Genomic DNA, 16,972 nt, shown 5'->3' with positions numbered 1-16,972 from the left:
TGGTGAAGCCTTTTGGTATCAAAAAAGAAGATTTTGCATGCGTTAATAGCCGCCAAGGTTGAGAAACTTGTAAATGGACGTGCTGCCAAAGATTTTTCTTCTTTTCTTCCTTTACAGCTGGATGAGAAGGAGAGAGCGCTGAAAAAACGCGATGCGGAGCTTGTCAAATGCATCGCAAAGGGCCAAATTCAATCTATCCAAGAAGAACATTCAAAAACAAATATCGTATATGATGTTCACTTTCAATCACTGGTTAAGCAAGGTAGCTTTTTATATATTGAGGAGGAAATAGAACCGAGAAGAGCCGTTTTTTACAAAGATACGCTTATTACCGATGAATTGGTGTCTATTTCAGAGGAAGAGATAGAGATGTCAGCCGTTCACGTTATTAGCGCCGGTGATTCAGGTCTGACTGAAAAGAGAGTTGGCACGTATAATCGATTAGCAGCGGTTCGCTATGCCGAAACATGGTGGAACAGCTATAATCCGAAGTATAAAAAATTTGAAAATGATTGTACCAATTTTATTTCTCAGTGTATCCATGAAGGCGGTATAGGAATGAAAGGGTATCCCGATAAAGGAAAAGGCTGGTGGATGAGAAATGATTCATGGAGCTACAGTTGGTCTGTCGCGAATGCCTTTTACATTTATTTGAAACATTCCCCAAAAACAAAACAAGTGGAGGATGTGAGGGAACTGATGTTAGGTGACGTCATTTGCTATGACTTTGAAGGTGATGGAAGGTGGAATCATACTACAATCGTTGTCGCGAAGGACGGAAAAGGGATGCCGTTAGTAAATGCTCATACGTATAACAGCCGTATGAGGTATTGGGCGTATGAAGATTCCACAGCTTACACGCCTAATATTCAATATGCTTTTTTCCACCTTCTTGATTAATTGAGGTACTTTTGTTTTCTATAGATAATGGTATAATGGAGAATAGATTTTTTTGTTAGAGGTGAAGTTTGTGGGACTACATGTCGTTTTATATCAACCAGAAATTCCAGCCAATACAGGTAATATTGCGAGAACATGCGCTGCAACAGGTACGACTTTACATTTAATCCGCCCGTTAGGCTTTTCGACGGATGATAAAATGTTAAAACGAGCAGGGTTGGATTATTGGGAACACGTAGAAGTGATTTATCATGACTCCTTGGAGGAGTTCTTCGAAAAATACAGTGAGGGCCAATTTTATTTTCTTTCGAAATTTGGTCAACAAGCACACAGTATCTTTGATTACAGCAATGTTGAGCAAGATCATTTCTTCGTATTTGGCCGTGAAACAACTGGTCTTCCGAAAGATGTCATCCATGCAAATATGGATCGTTGTCTCCGTATCCCAATGAATGGCAATGTCAGATCGTTAAATTTATCAAATACGGCAGCTATTCTTATTTATGAAGCGTTAAGACAACAAGGTTTTCCAGGTTTGTCGTAAAATTAAATCGGTGAATGCAAAGAAGCCTTCTCATCCATTAGTGATGAGAAGGCTTTCATTGTATAGAACGAAAAAAGTTATTTGCGTTTCACACCAGGCTTGTCGTTATATCCAGCTGTAAAAATAGCGGAGATGAATGTTGCCATTACACCTAACATTAAAATTGTTCTCACGGCTGTGTTCCTCCTTTGCTTCAGGTATGGTTCTATACGGCACTATAAGTTCATTATAGCTGATGAGCATGTCTGTTTAAAAGACAAGGTTTTAAAGTTTTCGAATTTGCCTGGTGAAAAAAAGCATGTTCAAGGACATCCTTGCATAGATTGTATTAATCTTGGTCACTAGCATCAATGGTAGGGGGAGGTCCTTTAATGGATATATTAAAAAAGGTTGGTATGTATCGTGAAGAGGAACAACGCTTAAAGTGGGAAGGCACCTTCGCAGAGTATTTGGAACTTTTAAAGGAAAAACCTTGGGTTGCACAATCAGCCCATTCAAGAGTGTACAATATGATTAAAGATGCTGGTTATGAAGAAGTAAATGGAAAAAGACATTATCAATTTTTCAGTGGGCAATTATATGGACTGGAAGAAGCGCTGGAGCGGCTGGTAGAAGAATATTTTCATCCTGCAGCGAAGCGTCTGGATGTCCGCAAACGGATTCTCCTATTAATGGGGCCTGTAAGCGGCGGTAAATCAACACTAGTGACCATGCTGAAAAGAGGATTAGAACAGTACTCTCATACAGATAATGGTGCAATTTATGCGATTAAAGGTTGTCCGATGCATGAAGATCCGCTCCATCTTATTCCGCACCATCTTCGTGATGATTTTCATCAAGAGTATGGCATCCGCGTGGAGGGGAATTTATCCCCGCTGAATATGATGCGTGTGGAAGAGGAATACGGCGGTCGAATTGAAGATGTGTTGATAGAAAGAATTTTCTTTTCCGAAAATAAGCGTACAGGCATTGGGACGTTTAGTCCATCCGATCCGAAGTCGCAAGATATTGCTGATTTAACAGGAAGCATTGACTTTTCGACAATCGCTGAGTTTGGTTCAGAGTCAGATCCTCGAGCCTACCGATTCGATGGCGAATTGAATAAAGCAAACCGTGGAATGATGGAGTTCCAGGAGATGCTGAAATGTGATGAGAAGTTTTTATGGCATTTACTATCGCTTACTCAGGAAGGAAATTTTAAGGCAGGCCGCTTTGCTTTAATTAGTGCAGATGAACTTATCGTCGCACATACAAATGAAACAGAATACCGATCCTTTATTTCCAATAAGAAAAATGAAGCACTTCATTCGCGGATTATCGTTATGCCAATTCCGTATAACTTAAAAGTTAGTGAAGAAGAGCGCATTTACGAAAAAATGATTGCAGAGAGCGATGTATCAGATGTTCATATTGCACCTCATACGCTCCGTGTAGCAGCCATGTTCACCATTTTAACGCGTTTAAAAGAACCGAAAAAAGGTGACATTGATTTTGTGAAGAAGATGAGGTTATATGACGGGCAATCTGTTGAAGGATATAATGATGCGGATGTAGAGGAATTGAAGAAGGAACATACTGATGAGGGAATGAGTGGAATTGATCCCCGTTATGTTATCAATCGTATTTCTTCTACTATTATTCGCAAAGAAGTTAAATCCATCAATGCCTTAGATGTACTTCGTTCGTTAAAAGAAGGGCTTGATCAGCATCCATCGATTCCTAATGAGGATCGGGAACGTTATTTGAACTATATTTCAGTCGCAAGGAAAGAGTATGATGAAATTGCGAAGAAAGAAGTTCAAAAAGCATTTGTTTATTCATATGAAGAGTCAGCGAAAACGTTAATGGATAATTATTTGGACAACGTTGAGGCATATTGCAATAAAAATAAGTTGAGAGACCCGTTAACGGGAGAAGAGATGAACCCAGATGAAAAGTTAATGCGTTCGATTGAAGAACAAATTGGTATTTCAGAAAATGCGAAAAAAGCCTTCCGTGAAGAAATTTTAATTCGAATTTCGGCCTATGCACGTAAAGGGAAACGATTTGATTATAATTCGCATGAGCGTTTGCGAGAAGCTATTCAAAAGAAATTGTTTGCTGATTTAAAAGATGTGGTGAAGATTACTACCTCCACTAAAACGCCGGATGAGCAACAGTTAAAGAAAGTGAATGAAGTGGTCGCTCGTCTCATTGATGAACATGGATATAATTCCGTTTCTGCGAATGAATTACTGCGATATGTGGGGAGTTTGCTGAATCGCTAAAAAAACGCTGCCGTTATGGCAGTGTTTTTTTTTGCGTTTTAAATATGAGAAGGGCGGGAATGGGTAAGCAGAGGTGAGTACAATGGGTGAAGAAAAAAAGCCAACGAACAGTTCAATGGCTCCAAATTTAGAAGAAATGAAAGATCATGGAAAAGTCATGGAACAATTGGAGACAAATACGGAGGTTAAGCAGAAGGGAAAAGAGCCCGATCCAAAACAAAGGTGAGATTGTCTTCGTCTCAAAGAATAAAAATAAAGAACGACATGAGACAAGTGAAGCGCTTGTCTCTTTTTTTTATATATACGAATCTAATTATCGTAATTATTTGTCAATTATATCTGATTTATGCATAGTATAGAGTAACCAACCTTAATAAGGGGACGTTATTTTATAAAAGCATTCATCATAACCTATGCAGTTCGATACGGATGGTGCTTGTTTATGAAAAAAAACATGAAAAATGAGGAATTTAATTTGGAAGACGAAGAGTTAAATGAATAAGGAGGGGAAAACGATGGGAAAAGAAGATAACAAAAATTTTGCGATTTCGAAAGAAGACTGGTCCCTCCATCGAAAAGGCCATGATGATCAGAAAAGACATCAAGAAAAAATTCAAGAGGCAATTAAGAATAATCTTCCCGATCTCATTACAGAAGAAAACATTGTTATGTCAAATGGAAGAGATGTTGTAAAGATTCCAATTCGCTCATTAGATGAGTATCGCATTCGTTATAATTATGATAAAAACAAGCATGTGGGTCAGGGAGATGGAGAAAGTAAGGTAGGAGACGTTGTGGCAAGGGATGGATCATCAGGGGACGGGCAGAAAGGACCTGGAAAAGGGCAAGGAGCGGGCGACAAAGCGGGCGAAGACTATTATGAAGCGGAAGTATCTTTAATGGAGTTAGAGGAGGCATTGTTTGCTCAATTAGAGCTTCCGCGTTTACAGAGGAAAGAAAGCGATCAAAACGTGGTGCAGCATATTGAATTCAATGATATTCGTAAGACAGGGCTCATGGGCAACATTGATAAAAAGAGAACGATGATTTCTGCTTATAAGCGCAATGCGATGAGTGGAAAAGCGAGCTTTCACCCTATTTTCCCGGAAGATTTAAAATTTAAAACATGGAATGAAGTGTTAAAGCCTGAATCAAAAGCGGTTGTCCTTGCGATGATGGATACAAGTGGTTCAATGGGAATATGGGAGAAATACATGGCTCGGAGCTTTTTCTTCTGGATGACGCGTTTCTTGCGAACGAAATATGAAACGGTGGATATTGAATTTATCGCTCACCATACAGAAGCGAAAGTTGTATCAGAACAAGACTTTTTTTCAAAAGGGGAAAGCGGTGGGACGATTTGTTCATCCGCTTACCGAAAAGCGCTAGAGCTTATTGAGGAAAAATATAACCCAGCAAGATACAACATTTATCCATTTCATTTTTCCGATGGGGACAATTTAACGTCTGATAACGTTCGCTGTGTGAAATTAGTGAATGAATTGATAAAAGTTTCAAATATGTTCGGATATGGAGAAGTAAATCAATACAATCGCCATTCTACGCTCATGTCTGCTTATAAAAACATCAACGATGAGAAGTTCCATCATTATATCCTCAAGCAAAAAGCCGATGTGTTCCACGCGATGAGAAGTTTCTTTAAAAAGGATGAAGAGGATAAGGCATATGTGTAAAGGATGAGTGGAATAAAGCATTCAGTTATTGAGGGCTTTATTCCACTATCTTTCTAGTCTCCTATGAAAAAAGGATCTCTGTTTTTGTTGGAGATTCTTTTTTACGTTTAGAGGACAGTAGTGATATATGTTTTTAACATTCCAATATTTAATTGATGTTGGAAAGGGTGAGAATCATCATTTATTTGATATAATGTATCATGGTAAAGAGGAAGCAGATAGAAAGCATATTGTAAGTCATTGAATACTTCAAATGTAGGGAGACTGAGCAGATTTATGGGGAATGAAAACAATATTAGTTCCGCTAAATTAATGTGGAAAATGACGCGCCCACATACATTAACGGCGACGTTTGCTCCTGTCATATTAGGGACAGTTGCAGCACTTTATGAAACTGAAATTAATTGGCCTTTATTTGTTGCCATGATGCTGGCATGTTTAGCATTGCAAATTGCGACAAATTTATTTAATGAATATTATGATTTTAAACGTGGGTTAGATACGGCCGATTCTGTTGGAATTGGCGGCGGAATTGTCCGTCATGGATTAAAACCAAAAAATGTGTTAACGGTTGCGTTTTTATTGTATGTCGCTGCAGCATTTATCGGTGTATATATTTGTCTAAATAGCAGCTGGTGGTTAGCGGTCATCGGTTTAGTCGGCATGGCTGTTGGCTATTTGTACACAGGCGGTCCATTTCCAATTGCGTATACGCCATTTGGAGAGCTGTTTTCTGGGTTATTAATGGGGACAGGCTTTGTGCTAATTGCTTTCTTCATTCAAACAAACATTTTAACGATTGAAAGCATATTAATTTCTATTCCTATAGGAATTTTAGTAGGGGCAATCAACATGTCGAATAACATTCGAGATATTGATGAAGATATTAAAGGTGGCAGGAAGACGCTGGCGATCCTTCTTGGTAGAGAGAAGGCAGTGGCTGCTCTAGCGATTTCCTTTTTGATTGCTTATTTATGGATGGTTGCAATTGTGTGGATGGGGTATGTGAGCCCTTGGGCGCTTATAATGTTCTTAGGATTGAAAAAGCCGATTGCGGCCATTCGAGGTTTTCGAAAAGGAGCGAAAGAACCTCAATATATGCGTGTCGCAATGAAATCAACAGCGATGACTAATACAATATTTGCTTTCCTCTTATCTGCAGGATTATTAATTAGTTACCTATTTTAAATGAAAAAGCATTCCCAAATGATAAAGGGAATGCTTTTTCATTAATTATATTCCTTTTTTATGTTGCAAGTGTGGGTTCGAAGTATTAGAATATTTAAAGCATATACATATAAAGGAAGACGGTCATTTTCTCTTCGTGAAAAGATGCTCGGGCAGACCGTGAGACAACGAACCATCGATTGGGAATGAAGGTGAATTCCTACCGATCAGTCCTTTATTACAAACTTGTACGGCTATTGGAAAACAAGCTTATATGACTCGTTGATGCGATATAAAGGAAGGTGCAACGTGGGAAAAATCAATAATGTTATTCCGTTTTCGTCCAAAAAAGAGAGCGCTTGTTATCAAGGTGCGTCTATTACGTTGGATAAGGACATTGTCAATTTTTTAGAAATTATGCCATTCGAAGAACGAAATCAGTTTTTGAATGAAGTGTTGGATTTCTTCTTTGAGTATGTCAAAAATGGGGAAGATGAAATTCAATAAAGCCATCTGGTAGTTTGCATCCAGGTGCTTTTTTATGCACGAGCCTATCATACAACTATTCGGTTAAAATGGGGCAGTTTGTATGTTAGACTCGTTAGTGTTTGTTTTGAATACCTCAAGCCGTTTAATATGGTGATCTTCCATATCAATTACTTTAAAAGTATAGCCGTCAAATGTGAGGGAATCTCCTTCTTGGACATCAAATCGTTGAGTTAAAATCCAGCCACCGATGGTATCCATATCGTCCTCTTCAATGCTTGTTCCAAGCACATCATTGACTTCATCAATTAATATTTTCGAATCAAATATGTAATGATTCTCTTTAATTTTTTGCGTATATGGCAGTTCGTCTGTGTCAAATTCATCCTGAATGTCGCCGACGATTTCTTCTAAAATGTCTTCAACCGTCACAAGTCCTGCCGTTCCGCCATATTCATCAATTAAAACAGCCATATGAATGCGGTCTTTTTGCATTTTTAACAATAGATCGTGGATGGGAATGGATTCAATGACACGGATAATGGGTTTGGCATAATGCTCAATCGGGAGTGACTGGATATCTTTTCCGGCAATGAAATCTGTTAAAATTTCTTTGAGATTAATGAGTCCAACAATTTGATCTTTATCACTGTCTAATATAACCGGATAGCGAGTATACTTTTCTACACCGGCAAGATGTAAAAAACTTTCAATCGTTTCGTCTTTGGAAACGGTGATAATTTCTGTTCTCGGCACCATAATTTCCTTGGCGATTCGCTCATTAAATTCAAAGATGTTATTGACGTATTTGAATTCGGATTGATTAATTTCTCCACTTTCGTAACTTTCCGATAGGATGATGCGCAATTCTTCTTCACTATGAGCTAGTTCATGTTCTGAAGAGGGCTTCAATCCAAATAATTGTGTGATTAAACGAGCGGAACCATTTAAAGTCCAGATGAATGGATACATCACTTTGTAAAATAAAATGAGTGGACGGGAAAATAGAAGGGTGACATTTTCTGCTCTTTGAATAGCCCATGTTTTTGGAGCAAGTTCTCCCACAACAACATGTAAAAAGGTGATAAATGTAAAAGCAACTATAAACGAAAGAATATGAACAACCGAAGGCGTGAGCTGAAATTGATTAAAAATAGGGTGTAAAAGTCTTTCGACAGTTGGTTCCCCAATCCACCCAAGCCCTAATGCGGTGACGGTAATACCTAATTGACTAGCCGATAGATATTCGTCAAGGTTAGAAACTACTTTTTTAGCGGAAAGTGCATTACGGTGCCCTTCAGCGATTAATTGATCAATGCGGGTGCTCCGAATTTTGACGATAGCAAACTCCGAAGCGACGAAAAAACCTGTGAGAGCAATTAAAATAGTGATGATAATGAGATTAATCATGGTCAAGTCTATCCCTTGTCCTCCTATGTATGATAGTCGGCAAGGTTACACCTCCCGTTCCTGCTGGAATGGTCTTTTTAACTACTTTGCCCAAATAAGCAGAACGGATTCGGAGAAGAACGAAAAAGTAGGGAAAGGATTTTGCAGCTTTTCTAATGGACTATGGGGGAAAAGTTTTAAAGACGATCATTATCGGTTATAAAGATACATGAAACCAAACTTTGTATTGGCACGTAAAAAAGACAAGACCTGTATCGTAGAAGGATGGTTTGTCAAATGATCTATTTTGGAACGGCTTAAAGATGGGCCGTTCAGTTAGGGGAAGTGAAGTTGTGTTAAAGTCAAAAGTGCATTTTTGGACGCTCCAAATTTTGTTGATGGTATTAATTATTTATTTCAGCACAAAAATTTCTTTTTTATTTGAACCGATTGTTGTGTTTGTATCTACTTTGTTTTTTCCAATCTTAATCGCAGGATTTCTTTACTTTTTATTTAATCCAATTGTCGAGTTTTTGACGAAGTACAAAGTGCCGAGGAATTTAGCCATTTTGATTTTATATGCTGTTTTTATTGGACTGATGAGTGTAGGCATTGGTGTAGTCGCGCCAATCTTATCACAGCAAATTACCGATTTGGTTCAAAACTTGCCGTCTTATATTGCCACAATCCGTGTATTCTTTGAAAACTCTGCTCAATCTGGCTGGTTTAAGTGGATTTTAGGCCAAGAATTTATTTCACTTGAAAAAATTGAAGAAACGTTAACGAATTATGTGGCTTCGTTGCCTGATAATGTGACCAAAAGCGTTCGAACGGTATTCGGGGTCATTGCTAATATTACGTTAACCGTTGTTACGGTGCCGTTTATTTTATTTTACATGTTTAAAGATGGCTATAAGCTTCCGAAAGCTTCTGTGCGTTTTTTACCTTCTGCGTATCGAAAGGGCGGCTTGCACATTATTCAAGAAACAGGTGAGACGCTTTCTGCTTATATTCAAGGACAATTCCTTGTGGCGTTGTTTGTAGGAATCTTTACGTTCATCGGTTATTTAATTATTGGGTTGCCATATGGACTGACACTCGCAATTATTGTTTCTGTCACGAATATTATCCCTTATTTAGGACCTTTTATCGGGGCAGCCCCTGCTGTCATTATTGGTTTGTTGGATTCCCCGACGAAAGCGTTTCTTGTCATTGTCGTCATCACAATTGTGCAGCAAATTGACGGGAATTTCATTTCACCGCTCGTAATCGGGAAGAGACTCGATATTCATCCGCTTACGATTATCATCATTTTATTAGTAGCTGGAAATTTAGCCGGGGTACTAGGCATGATTTTAGGTGTGCCTTTATATGCGGTGACAAAAACGATTATCGTGAATCTCGTGAAATTAATTCAATTACGGAATGAAAAAGATAAGACAGGGTCATCAGCACTTGAGTGAAACTTCCTGTTTTGGTGTTATTTTACTTTTGTGAAATAATGTTTGACTTTTTCTTGTGAACAATTTAAAGTAGTTTAGGTAATTTGAAAAAGATGATAAATATGATCTTCTTATCAAGAGAGACGGAGGGACTGGCCCGATGATGTCTCGGCAGCGGACTTTTTACGAGAGTGCTGTGCCAAATCCAGCAAGCAACATGCTTGAGAGATGAGAAGAGTGTTTCTTATATAGACTATATAAGACCTCTTCTTGCTTGTGAGAAGAGGTCTTTTTCACGAATAAATAGAGAATGGGGTGCAAGGAGTGAATAAAGTAACAGGAAATGCAATGGCTTTACTACCATTAGGCATCTTTTTGACCTTATTTGTTGGATCAGGGGTCATTACAGGTGATTTTTATCAAATGCCGGTATTAGCGGCAATCATTATTGCAGTTGTAGTCGCGTTAATGATGAATCGGAAAGAAACACTGACGGTTAAAATTGAGCGGTTCGCAGCAGGAGCGGGACACCCTGATATTATTACTATGACATTTATTTTTATTTTGGCAGGAGCGTTTTCTGCTTCGGCTAAAGGAATGGGAGCTGTGGAATCGACTGTTAACTTAGCATTGTCGACTCTTCCACCAAGCTTTTTAGTTGTTGGTTTGTTTATTATTGGTGCATTCATTTCCCTTTCAATGGGAACATCCATGGGAACTATCGCTGCTTTGGCGCCAATTGGGGTTGGAATTAGCGGCGAGACGGATATTTCCATTGCTTTAACAATGGCAGCGATAGTTGGCGGAGCGATGTTTGGAGATAACCTGTCGTTCATCTCTGATACAACCATTGCGGCTGTACGTACGCAACAAACGGAAATGAAAGATAAATTTAAGACGAACTTTTTTATTGTGTTACCAGCAGCGATTTTAACGGCTGTTATCTTATTCATCGTGACAACAGGCAATCATTCAACGATTGGGACTGAAAACTTTAGCTGGATTAAAATTTTACCGTACATTAGCGTCCTCATTACGGCATTGCTTGGGTTTAATGTTCTGGGTGTGTTAATGGGTGGAACTGTTTTAGCTGGAATCATTGGGTTAGTTGATGGTAGCTATCAAATATCGAGCTTCTTGCAAACTGTAACAGAAGGAATTCTTGGAATGGCAGAGCTTGTCATTTTAGCCCTTTTAATTGGCGGTATGGTCGAAATTATTAAGCATAATGGCGGCATTGATTATTTATTAAACATGATGACGAGAAGCATCAAGTCGAAAAAAGGCGCAGAGTTTGGAATTGCAGGTCTTGTGAGTTTAACTAACTTATCGACGGCTAATAATACGATTTCGATTATTTTCACAGGTCCGTTAGCGAAGGATATTGCGGAGCAATATGACATTGACAAGCGAAAATCAGCTAGTTTATTAGATATTTTCTCATGTAGTGTACAAGGATTAATTCCATACGGTGCTCAAGTATTAACAGCAGCTAAGCTAGGAGGAATTTCACCTATCGCGCTTCTACCGTATTCATTCTATCCAATTTTGATTGCAGTATTTGGGGTTGGAGCAATTTTAATTGGGTTCCCACGGTTGACTTCCCGCCAGCCAAAAACGGAGGAACAAGTAGTTCGTATGAATTAACATTGAGCTTACCCAATAAGAAAAGTCAGCCTATGCGGCTGGCTTTTCTTATTGGTTTCTTCTCGAAGCTGTCTAAACATACTTATTTGACACAAACCGCAATCCCTAAAGGATAGTGCATTCCTTCACGCTTTGTTTCAACGAGAACGCCGCGCTGATAAAAAAATTCGCTTTCCGAATAATCATCGAAAAGATGTTCAAACTCGTCTAATGTGAGCTGATGAACGTGAAAAGGTTCACTGGACGGTTTTCCTCGTCCGAGTCCAAACGGTGTCGAAATGACAAGTGTTCCTCCAGACTTTAAGAGCTTATAAAGGTTTGTTAGAAACTGTTTTTCTTCCTTTATATGTTCTAACGTCTCAAAGCTCATAATACAGTCAAACGTTCCGAGTTGCTCAGGAAGGGAAGGATCTGCTGCATTGCCTGCTAAAAAGTTGACTTTAGGGTGGTAGTGAAAACTGCGGGCATATTCAATAATGTCCGAATCAATGTCTACGGCTACAATTTCATCAATTTTCTTTTTGGCGGCTTTTGCTACAAGCTGGCTTCCGAAGCCGCTTCCGCATGCTAAATCGAGTACTCTGCCTTTCGTATATAAAATCGCGAACTGATATCTTGCGATGTGTTCAAGTAATAAGCCATTGGTTGGCTTCATAAGGTGAGGCATGACCCTTTCGCCTGTATATTCCATTTTGTTTAGCCCTCTTTCTTCCGATTTGTCACATTCTTTATTGTACCTCATCAAGACAGGAGAACAAAGAGAGCGAGTTTGGTGAAAAAGACAACATATGCTATAGTGAAAGGTGCGTTTAATGCATCAAGTTTCCTTGGTGAAAGTAGATAATCGAAAGACGGCCCTTTTAACAGGCAGTGAGACCCGCACTTTTTCACTTTAGGTGACTGGAGATGTTAAGTCGGGATACGAGAGAGCCTCTACGATAGAAGTTTCCTTTATTCTAAAATAAAAAGTAGAATACGAAGAAAAAACAAGTTATGCTAGATGAATAGATGTGAGAGAGAGGATTAATAACATGAGTCAAGAAATAAAAAGCCAACAAGAACAAGTCGAATCAAGACGTACTTTTGCCATTATTTCTCACCCTGATGCGGGGAAAACTACTTTAACAGAGAAATTATTGTTATTAGGTGGAATGATTCGTTCAGCAGGTACGGTTAAAGGGAGAAAAACAGGGAAATATGCAACATCTGACTGGATGGAAATTGAAAAACAACGTGGAATTTCTGTAACATCCAGCGTTATGCAGTTTTCTTATAGAGATCACCATATTAATATTGTTGATACACCAGGTCACCAAGACTTTAGTGAAGATACGTATCGTACGCTAACGGCTGTCGATAGTGCTGTTATGGTTATTGATGGAACAAAAGGAATTGAAGAGCAAACAATTAAATTGTTTAAAGTATGCAGCATGCGCGGTATTCCAATTTTAACTTTCATTAATAAGCTGGATCGCGAAGGAAAAGACCCGCTTGAGCTGATGGAAGAGATTGAAGAGGTACTTGGAATCGAGTCATATGCGGTGACATGGCCGATTGGAATGGGGAAAAGGTTTCAAGGAACATATGACCGTTTTAAAAAGCAAATTGAAGTGTATCGTGGGAATGAGGAATCGCAATTTGTCGATTTCGATGGAACAAACGTAACAGATGAAGTAAGCAACTATGTAGATGAAGGATATTTGTCAATGTTGACGGATGAACTTGCTCTGCTTGATGAGGCAGGAAATGATTTTTCAATGGAAAAGGTGAAGCAAGGGAAGTTAACACCTGTGTTCTTTGGAAGTGCCATCGCGAATTTCGGTGTTCAGTCATTCTTTGATGAGTTTTTAGGATTGACTCTTCCTCCTCAACCACGTGAATCATCGAACGGCGCAATTGATCCAACGGATGAAAACTTCTCAGGGTTTATCTTTAAAATTCAAGCGAACATGAACCCAGCTCATCGCGATCGAATTGCGTTTGTGCGTGTATGCTCAGGAAAGTTTGAACGTGGTATGAATGTCTCATTGCCGCGAACAGGCCGAAAAATTAAATTGTCTCAATCTCATCAGTTTTTAGCTTCAAGCCGGGAAACGGTTGATGAAGCGTATGCAGGAGATATTATCGGACTGTATGATTCCGGAACGTATCAAATTGGTGATACGATTTTAGGAGAAGGAGCGGCCAACTTTGAATTTAATGCGTTGCCGACGTTCCCGCCTGAATTATTTGCGAAAGTTCGAGCGAAAAATGCTTTAAAAGGGAAACACTTTGAAAAAGGGATTACCCAGCTTGTGCAAGAAGGGGCTGTACAATTATATCGAACGCCATACTTCGGTGATTATATTCTTGGAGCGGTCGGGGAACTGCAATTCCAAGTGTTTGAATATCGAATGAAGAACGAATATGGAGTCGATATTGAATTCCAGCGAATGCGCCATGAGGCAGCAAAGTGGATTAAAAAGGAAGATTTGCAGGATAAAATGACAGATTCCCGTGTTATGTTAGTAGAAGATCGATATGAAAACCCGGTTCTGTTATTTGAAAACGATTTTGTTCTACGAATGTTCCAGGATAAATATCCATCTGTTGAATTGCGAAGCACGTTTTAAGAGTTGAAAAGAATAAAAAAGGGTGTGGCGTCAGCCAGACTCTTTTCTTTTTCCATCGCTCTGTTGGCTAGGTGTGAAAGATGGTAACAGAGCTTTTCAAAAAGAGAAGGAGGAGATAAAACGTGAAGAACGGATTGAGGAGAGGGCTGTTAATGGTATCAGGAGTGGTCATGTGGCTTGTGCTGGCCGCCTGCCAACAGGAATCGAGTTATATTCCTGCTATTGTCGAAAAAGTGGTGGATGGGGATACATTAAAAGTAGAAGTAAATGGAAAATCTGAGACGGTTCGCTTGTTGCTTGTAGATACCCCCGAATCGGTTCATCCGTCGAAGCCTGTTCAACCATATGCGATAGAGGCGAGTAATTTTGTGAAAGAGCAACTTCCTAAAGGTGCAAGTGTTGAATTAGAGCTTGATGTAGGAGAACGCGATAAATATGGGCGTTTACTTGCGTATGTATGGACGGATGGGAAAATGCTGAATGAATGGTTGCTTGAAGAAGGATATGCTCGTGTCGCTTATGTATTTGAGCCAAATACGAAATATGTCGACCGCTTTCGGGACGTGCAGCGAGTCGCTCAAGAGCAAGAGCGAAAGATATGGTCACTTGAGAATTATGTAACGAGTGAAGGATTCGATGGGGCGAATAAGCAACAAACGACAGAAAGTGAAGCGACCTTTGGGGAATGTGCAAATCCAGTGATTAAAGGAAATATTAATAGTAAGGGAGAAAAAATTTATCACACTCCGCAAAGTCCTCAATATAAGGTGACAAAGCCGGAAATGATGTTTTGTACAGAAAAAGAGGCGGAAGCAGCAGGATTTCGTGCCCCTAAGTAACAAGAGATGTCACGCTTGTTTTCTTTTAAAGAGCACCTCGGTATTCTGATAGAGTTTGGACAAGTTTGCCGCTTCCATTGCAACAAGAGCATGTTCGTTTGTAAAAAGGAATAGAGGTCTGTGTCCTGCCTACACCGCTGCAATGTCTACATACTGCTATCAGTTTCATTTCTAACACTCCTTTCTTTCCTGTCTACAGTCTTTAATAGAATAGACAGGAAAGAGAAAATGTATGCGAGCAAAAGTCAATAAGAATAGTCTTGACAGGTTGCTTTGCCGGAATTATGATTACTTTCATAAAACTAATTTTTATTAAACTTGCTTAATCCGTAACAGGAGCGGGGGAACCACATGAAGGGCTGTTTCAACAGTCACGGAACAATCTGGCATCAAATTGTTCCTAGGGGTGAATCTTGAATTCAAGTAGGATACTCTCAAATCCGAACCCGACAGCTAACCTCGTCAGCACTTTTGAGAGAAGGGATCACTCCAATAAGAAGGAGGGTGCCTGAAGGAGGATGCTGTCTTTTTTCATGCACTCATAAACAAGCCCTTTTCGCTAATTTATTGACTTTCAATGATTTAGTGGAGAGGGCTTTTTGTGTTATGGAAGTAATCACTGAAGAAGGAAGGAAGCTTTTTATGAAATTAAAAAGTGTTCAAATGACTCCCCCTCAGCTTCTCATTATCTTTTTTAGTTTTTTTACTGTAGTCGGAGCATGGTTATTAAAATTGCCTATTGCAACGACAGAGCCGATCAGCTGGGTTGATGCTTTTTTTACTATTACATCCGCTACGACAGTGACGGGGTTAGCGGTGGTCGACACCGGTACCGTGTATACAAAGTTTGGTCAAACGATTATTATGTTATGGATTCAAATTGGCGGTCTTGGAATTATGTCTTTTGCCATTTTATTTTTTTTAATGCTTGGCAAAAAAATTGGATTTCGCGAGCGGGTGCTTATCCAGCATTCGCTTAACCAAACATCGTTCGGAGGAGTCATACGGCTTGTGATTCATTTATTTGTCTTTGCTTTTATAATCGAGCTCATTGCCGTACTGTTTTTATCGATTCGCTGGATACCTGAATTTGGAGTAGCGCAAGGGTTGTACTTCAGTTTCTTTCATGCGGTTTCTGCATTTAATAACGCGGGATTTGGCTTGCTTCCTGATAATTTAATGAAATACGCGGACGATCCGCTCATTAATGTGGTGATTACGTTCCTTTTTATTATTGGAGGATTAGGGTTTACCGTCCTAATAGATTTGCGCAACAAAAAGAGATGGAGAAAGCTTAGTCTTCATTCAAAGCTCATGTTGACAGGGACACTGTTGATTAACATAGTGAGTATGGTTATGATTTTACTGCTGGAAATGGATAATCCGAAAACGTTAGGTACACTGGATGGTTCTGGAAAGTTGTGGTCAGCTTATTTTCAAGGAGTAAGCCCACGGACAGCTGGATTTAATACCATTGATATGACAGGTTTAAAAGATTCGACAGCTTTTTATATGATGTTCCTTATGTTTGTCGGAGCAGGAAGTGCTTCAACTGGAGGGGGGATTAAGCTTACAACCTTTCTAATTATTGTGTTATCGGTTTTTACGTATTTAAAAGGAAAAGAACAAATTCATGTGTTTAGACGAGGAGTTGATGAAAAGCTTGTATTTAAAGCGTTGGCAATCAGCATGACGAGTCTATTGTTTATTTTTGCTGCGGTCTTTATTATGACCATTACAGAAGAAGCCCCATTTGTAAAAATTCTTTTTGAAGTTATTTCTGCTTTTGGCACGGTCGGTCTGTCTATGGGGCTCACATTTGAACTGTCCTTTACAGGAAAGCTTGTACTTATTTTTATGATGAGTTTAGGGAAACTTGGTCCGCTTACCCTTATGTTTTCTTTAGCTAAAAAGGAACATGCTAAAATTAAATATCCGAAAGAAGATATTTTAGCGGGGTAGAAATTTTATTTTCTTTTCACTAT

At 39.2% G+C, this 16,972-nt stretch carries 14 protein-coding genes and 2 riboswitches; of the genes, 12 read left to right on the top strand and 2 right to left on the bottom strand.

The annotated features are described in order from the left end of the window. Nucleotides 1-12: 12 nt before the first annotated feature. The 7 genes from ACXAEO_RS18685 to ACXAEO_RS18655 all read left to right on the top strand — a co-directional run bounded on the left by ACXAEO_RS18685 (nt 13) and on the right by ACXAEO_RS18655 (nt 7,079). The gene (locus ACXAEO_RS18685) at nt 13-900 is read left to right on the top strand and encodes an amidase domain-containing protein (protein WP_474883594.1); all 888 of its coding nucleotides are present in this window, start codon (nt 13-15) and stop codon (nt 898-900) included. Between the two features lie 61 nt (nt 901-961). Then, the gene (gene trmL, locus ACXAEO_RS18680) at nt 962-1,444 is read left to right on the top strand and encodes a tRNA (uridine(34)/cytosine(34)/5-carboxymethylaminomethyluridine(34)-2'-O)-methyltransferase TrmL (protein WP_474884288.1); all 483 of its coding nucleotides are present in this window, start codon (nt 962-964) and stop codon (nt 1,442-1,444) included. Nucleotides 1,445-1,815: 371 nt separating this feature from the next. Then, nucleotides 1,816-3,711: a PrkA family serine protein kinase gene (locus tag ACXAEO_RS18675; RefSeq protein WP_474883592.1), complete on the top strand. Its 1,896-nt coding sequence runs from the start codon at nt 1,816-1,818 to the stop codon at nt 3,709-3,711. Between the two features lie 82 nt (nt 3,712-3,793). After that, nucleotides 3,794-3,937: a hypothetical protein gene (locus ACXAEO_RS18670; RefSeq protein WP_474883590.1), complete on the top strand. Its 144-nt coding sequence runs from the start codon at nt 3,794-3,796 to the stop codon at nt 3,935-3,937. Nucleotides 3,938-4,226: 289 nt separating this feature from the next. After that, nucleotides 4,227-5,405, top strand: coding sequence for a sporulation protein YhbH (gene yhbH / locus ACXAEO_RS18665; protein WP_474883587.1), 1,179 nt, complete (start codon nt 4,227-4,229; stop codon nt 5,403-5,405). Nucleotides 5,406-5,681: 276 nt separating this feature from the next. Beyond that, entirely contained in the window at nt 5,682-6,593 is a 912-nt protein-coding gene (locus tag ACXAEO_RS18660; protein WP_474883585.1) for a 1,4-dihydroxy-2-naphthoate polyprenyltransferase, read from the top strand. 288 nt (nt 6,594-6,881) lie between these two features. Beyond that, the gene (locus ACXAEO_RS18655) at nt 6,882-7,079 is read left to right on the top strand and encodes a hypothetical protein (RefSeq protein ID WP_474883583.1); all 198 of its coding nucleotides are present in this window, start codon (nt 6,882-6,884) and stop codon (nt 7,077-7,079) included. A gap of 63 nt (nt 7,080-7,142) precedes the next feature. Here the strand turns inward: ACXAEO_RS18655 and ACXAEO_RS18650 are convergent, their stop codons facing one another. Further along, nucleotides 7,143-8,474 carry a hemolysin family protein gene (locus ACXAEO_RS18650; protein ID WP_474883580.1) on the bottom strand — a complete coding sequence of 444 codons (1,332 nt, stop codon included), beginning with the start codon at nt 8,472-8,474 and terminating at the stop codon, nt 7,143-7,145. A 326-nt stretch (nt 8,475-8,800) separates the two neighbouring features. Here ACXAEO_RS18650 and ACXAEO_RS18645 point away from each other — a divergent pair, with 326 nt between their 5' ends. After that, entirely contained in the window at nt 8,801-9,910 is a 1,110-nt protein-coding gene (locus ACXAEO_RS18645; protein WP_474883578.1) for an AI-2E family transporter, read from the top strand. 107 nt (nt 9,911-10,017) lie between these two features. Beyond that, nucleotides 10,018-10,124, top strand: a riboswitch (SAM riboswitch). A 113-nt stretch (nt 10,125-10,237) separates the two neighbouring features. Further along, nucleotides 10,238-11,536, top strand: coding sequence for a Na+/H+ antiporter NhaC family protein (locus tag ACXAEO_RS18640; protein WP_474884286.1), 1,299 nt, complete (start codon nt 10,238-10,240; stop codon nt 11,534-11,536). Nucleotides 11,537-11,618: 82 nt separating this feature from the next. Here ACXAEO_RS18640 and ACXAEO_RS18635 read toward each other — a convergent pair whose 3' ends face one another. Then, a complete protein-coding gene (locus ACXAEO_RS18635) occupies nt 11,619-12,227 on the bottom strand; it encodes a class I SAM-dependent methyltransferase (protein ID WP_474883575.1) in 609 nt (202 codons plus the stop codon). Between the two features lie 340 nt (nt 12,228-12,567). Here ACXAEO_RS18635 and ACXAEO_RS18630 point away from each other — a divergent pair, with 340 nt between their 5' ends. From ACXAEO_RS18630 to ACXAEO_RS18620, 3 genes are all read left to right on the top strand, one after another. Then, nucleotides 12,568-14,148 carry a peptide chain release factor 3 gene (locus ACXAEO_RS18630; protein ID WP_474883573.1) on the top strand — a complete coding sequence of 527 codons (1,581 nt, stop codon included), beginning with the start codon at nt 12,568-12,570 and terminating at the stop codon, nt 14,146-14,148. Nucleotides 14,149-14,270: 122 nt separating this feature from the next. Beyond that, nucleotides 14,271-14,987 (top strand): thermonuclease family protein, encoded by a 717-nt coding sequence (locus ACXAEO_RS18625; RefSeq protein ID WP_474883571.1) that lies wholly within the window; start codon nt 14,271-14,273, stop codon nt 14,985-14,987. A 309-nt stretch (nt 14,988-15,296) separates the two neighbouring features. After that, nucleotides 15,297-15,470, top strand: a riboswitch (cyclic di-AMP (ydaO/yuaA leader). Between the two features lie 159 nt (nt 15,471-15,629). Continuing rightward, a complete protein-coding gene (locus ACXAEO_RS18620) occupies nt 15,630-16,949 on the top strand; it encodes a TrkH family potassium uptake protein (protein WP_474883569.1) in 1,320 nt (439 codons plus the stop codon). The last annotated feature ends 23 nt before the right edge of the window (nt 16,950-16,972 follow it).

This window comes from Bacillus sp. ABA4_010 (assembly GCF_056159105.1).
The sequence above is the reverse complement of the archived record's forward strand: the minus strand, read 5'-3'. Positions and strand labels throughout refer to the sequence as shown.

Bases quoted from the DNA above. Each gene is read 5' to 3' on its own strand.
- yhbH (WP_474883587.1), top strand. From the start codon at position 4,227: ATGGGAAAAGAAGATAACAAAAATTTTGCGATTTCGAAAGAAGACTGG.
- ACXAEO_RS18670 (WP_474883590.1), top strand. From the start codon at position 3,794: ATGGGTGAAGAAAAAAAGCCAACGAACAGTTCAATGGCTCCAAATTTA.
- ACXAEO_RS18620 (WP_474883569.1), top strand. From the start codon at position 15,630: ATGAAATTAAAAAGTGTTCAAATGACTCCCCCTCAGCTTCTCATTATC.
- ACXAEO_RS18640 (WP_474884286.1), top strand. From the start codon at position 10,238: ATGGCTTTACTACCATTAGGCATCTTTTTGACCTTATTTGTTGGATCA.
- ACXAEO_RS18630 (WP_474883573.1), top strand. From the start codon at position 12,568: ATGAGTCAAGAAATAAAAAGCCAACAAGAACAAGTCGAATCAAGACGT.
- ACXAEO_RS18675 (WP_474883592.1), top strand. From the start codon at position 1,816: ATGGATATATTAAAAAAGGTTGGTATGTATCGTGAAGAGGAACAACGC.
- ACXAEO_RS18660 (WP_474883585.1), top strand. From the start codon at position 5,682: ATGGGGAATGAAAACAATATTAGTTCCGCTAAATTAATGTGGAAAATG.
- ACXAEO_RS18635 (WP_474883575.1), bottom strand. From the start codon at position 12,227: ATGGAATATACAGGCGAAAGGGTCATGCCTCACCTTATGAAGCCAACC.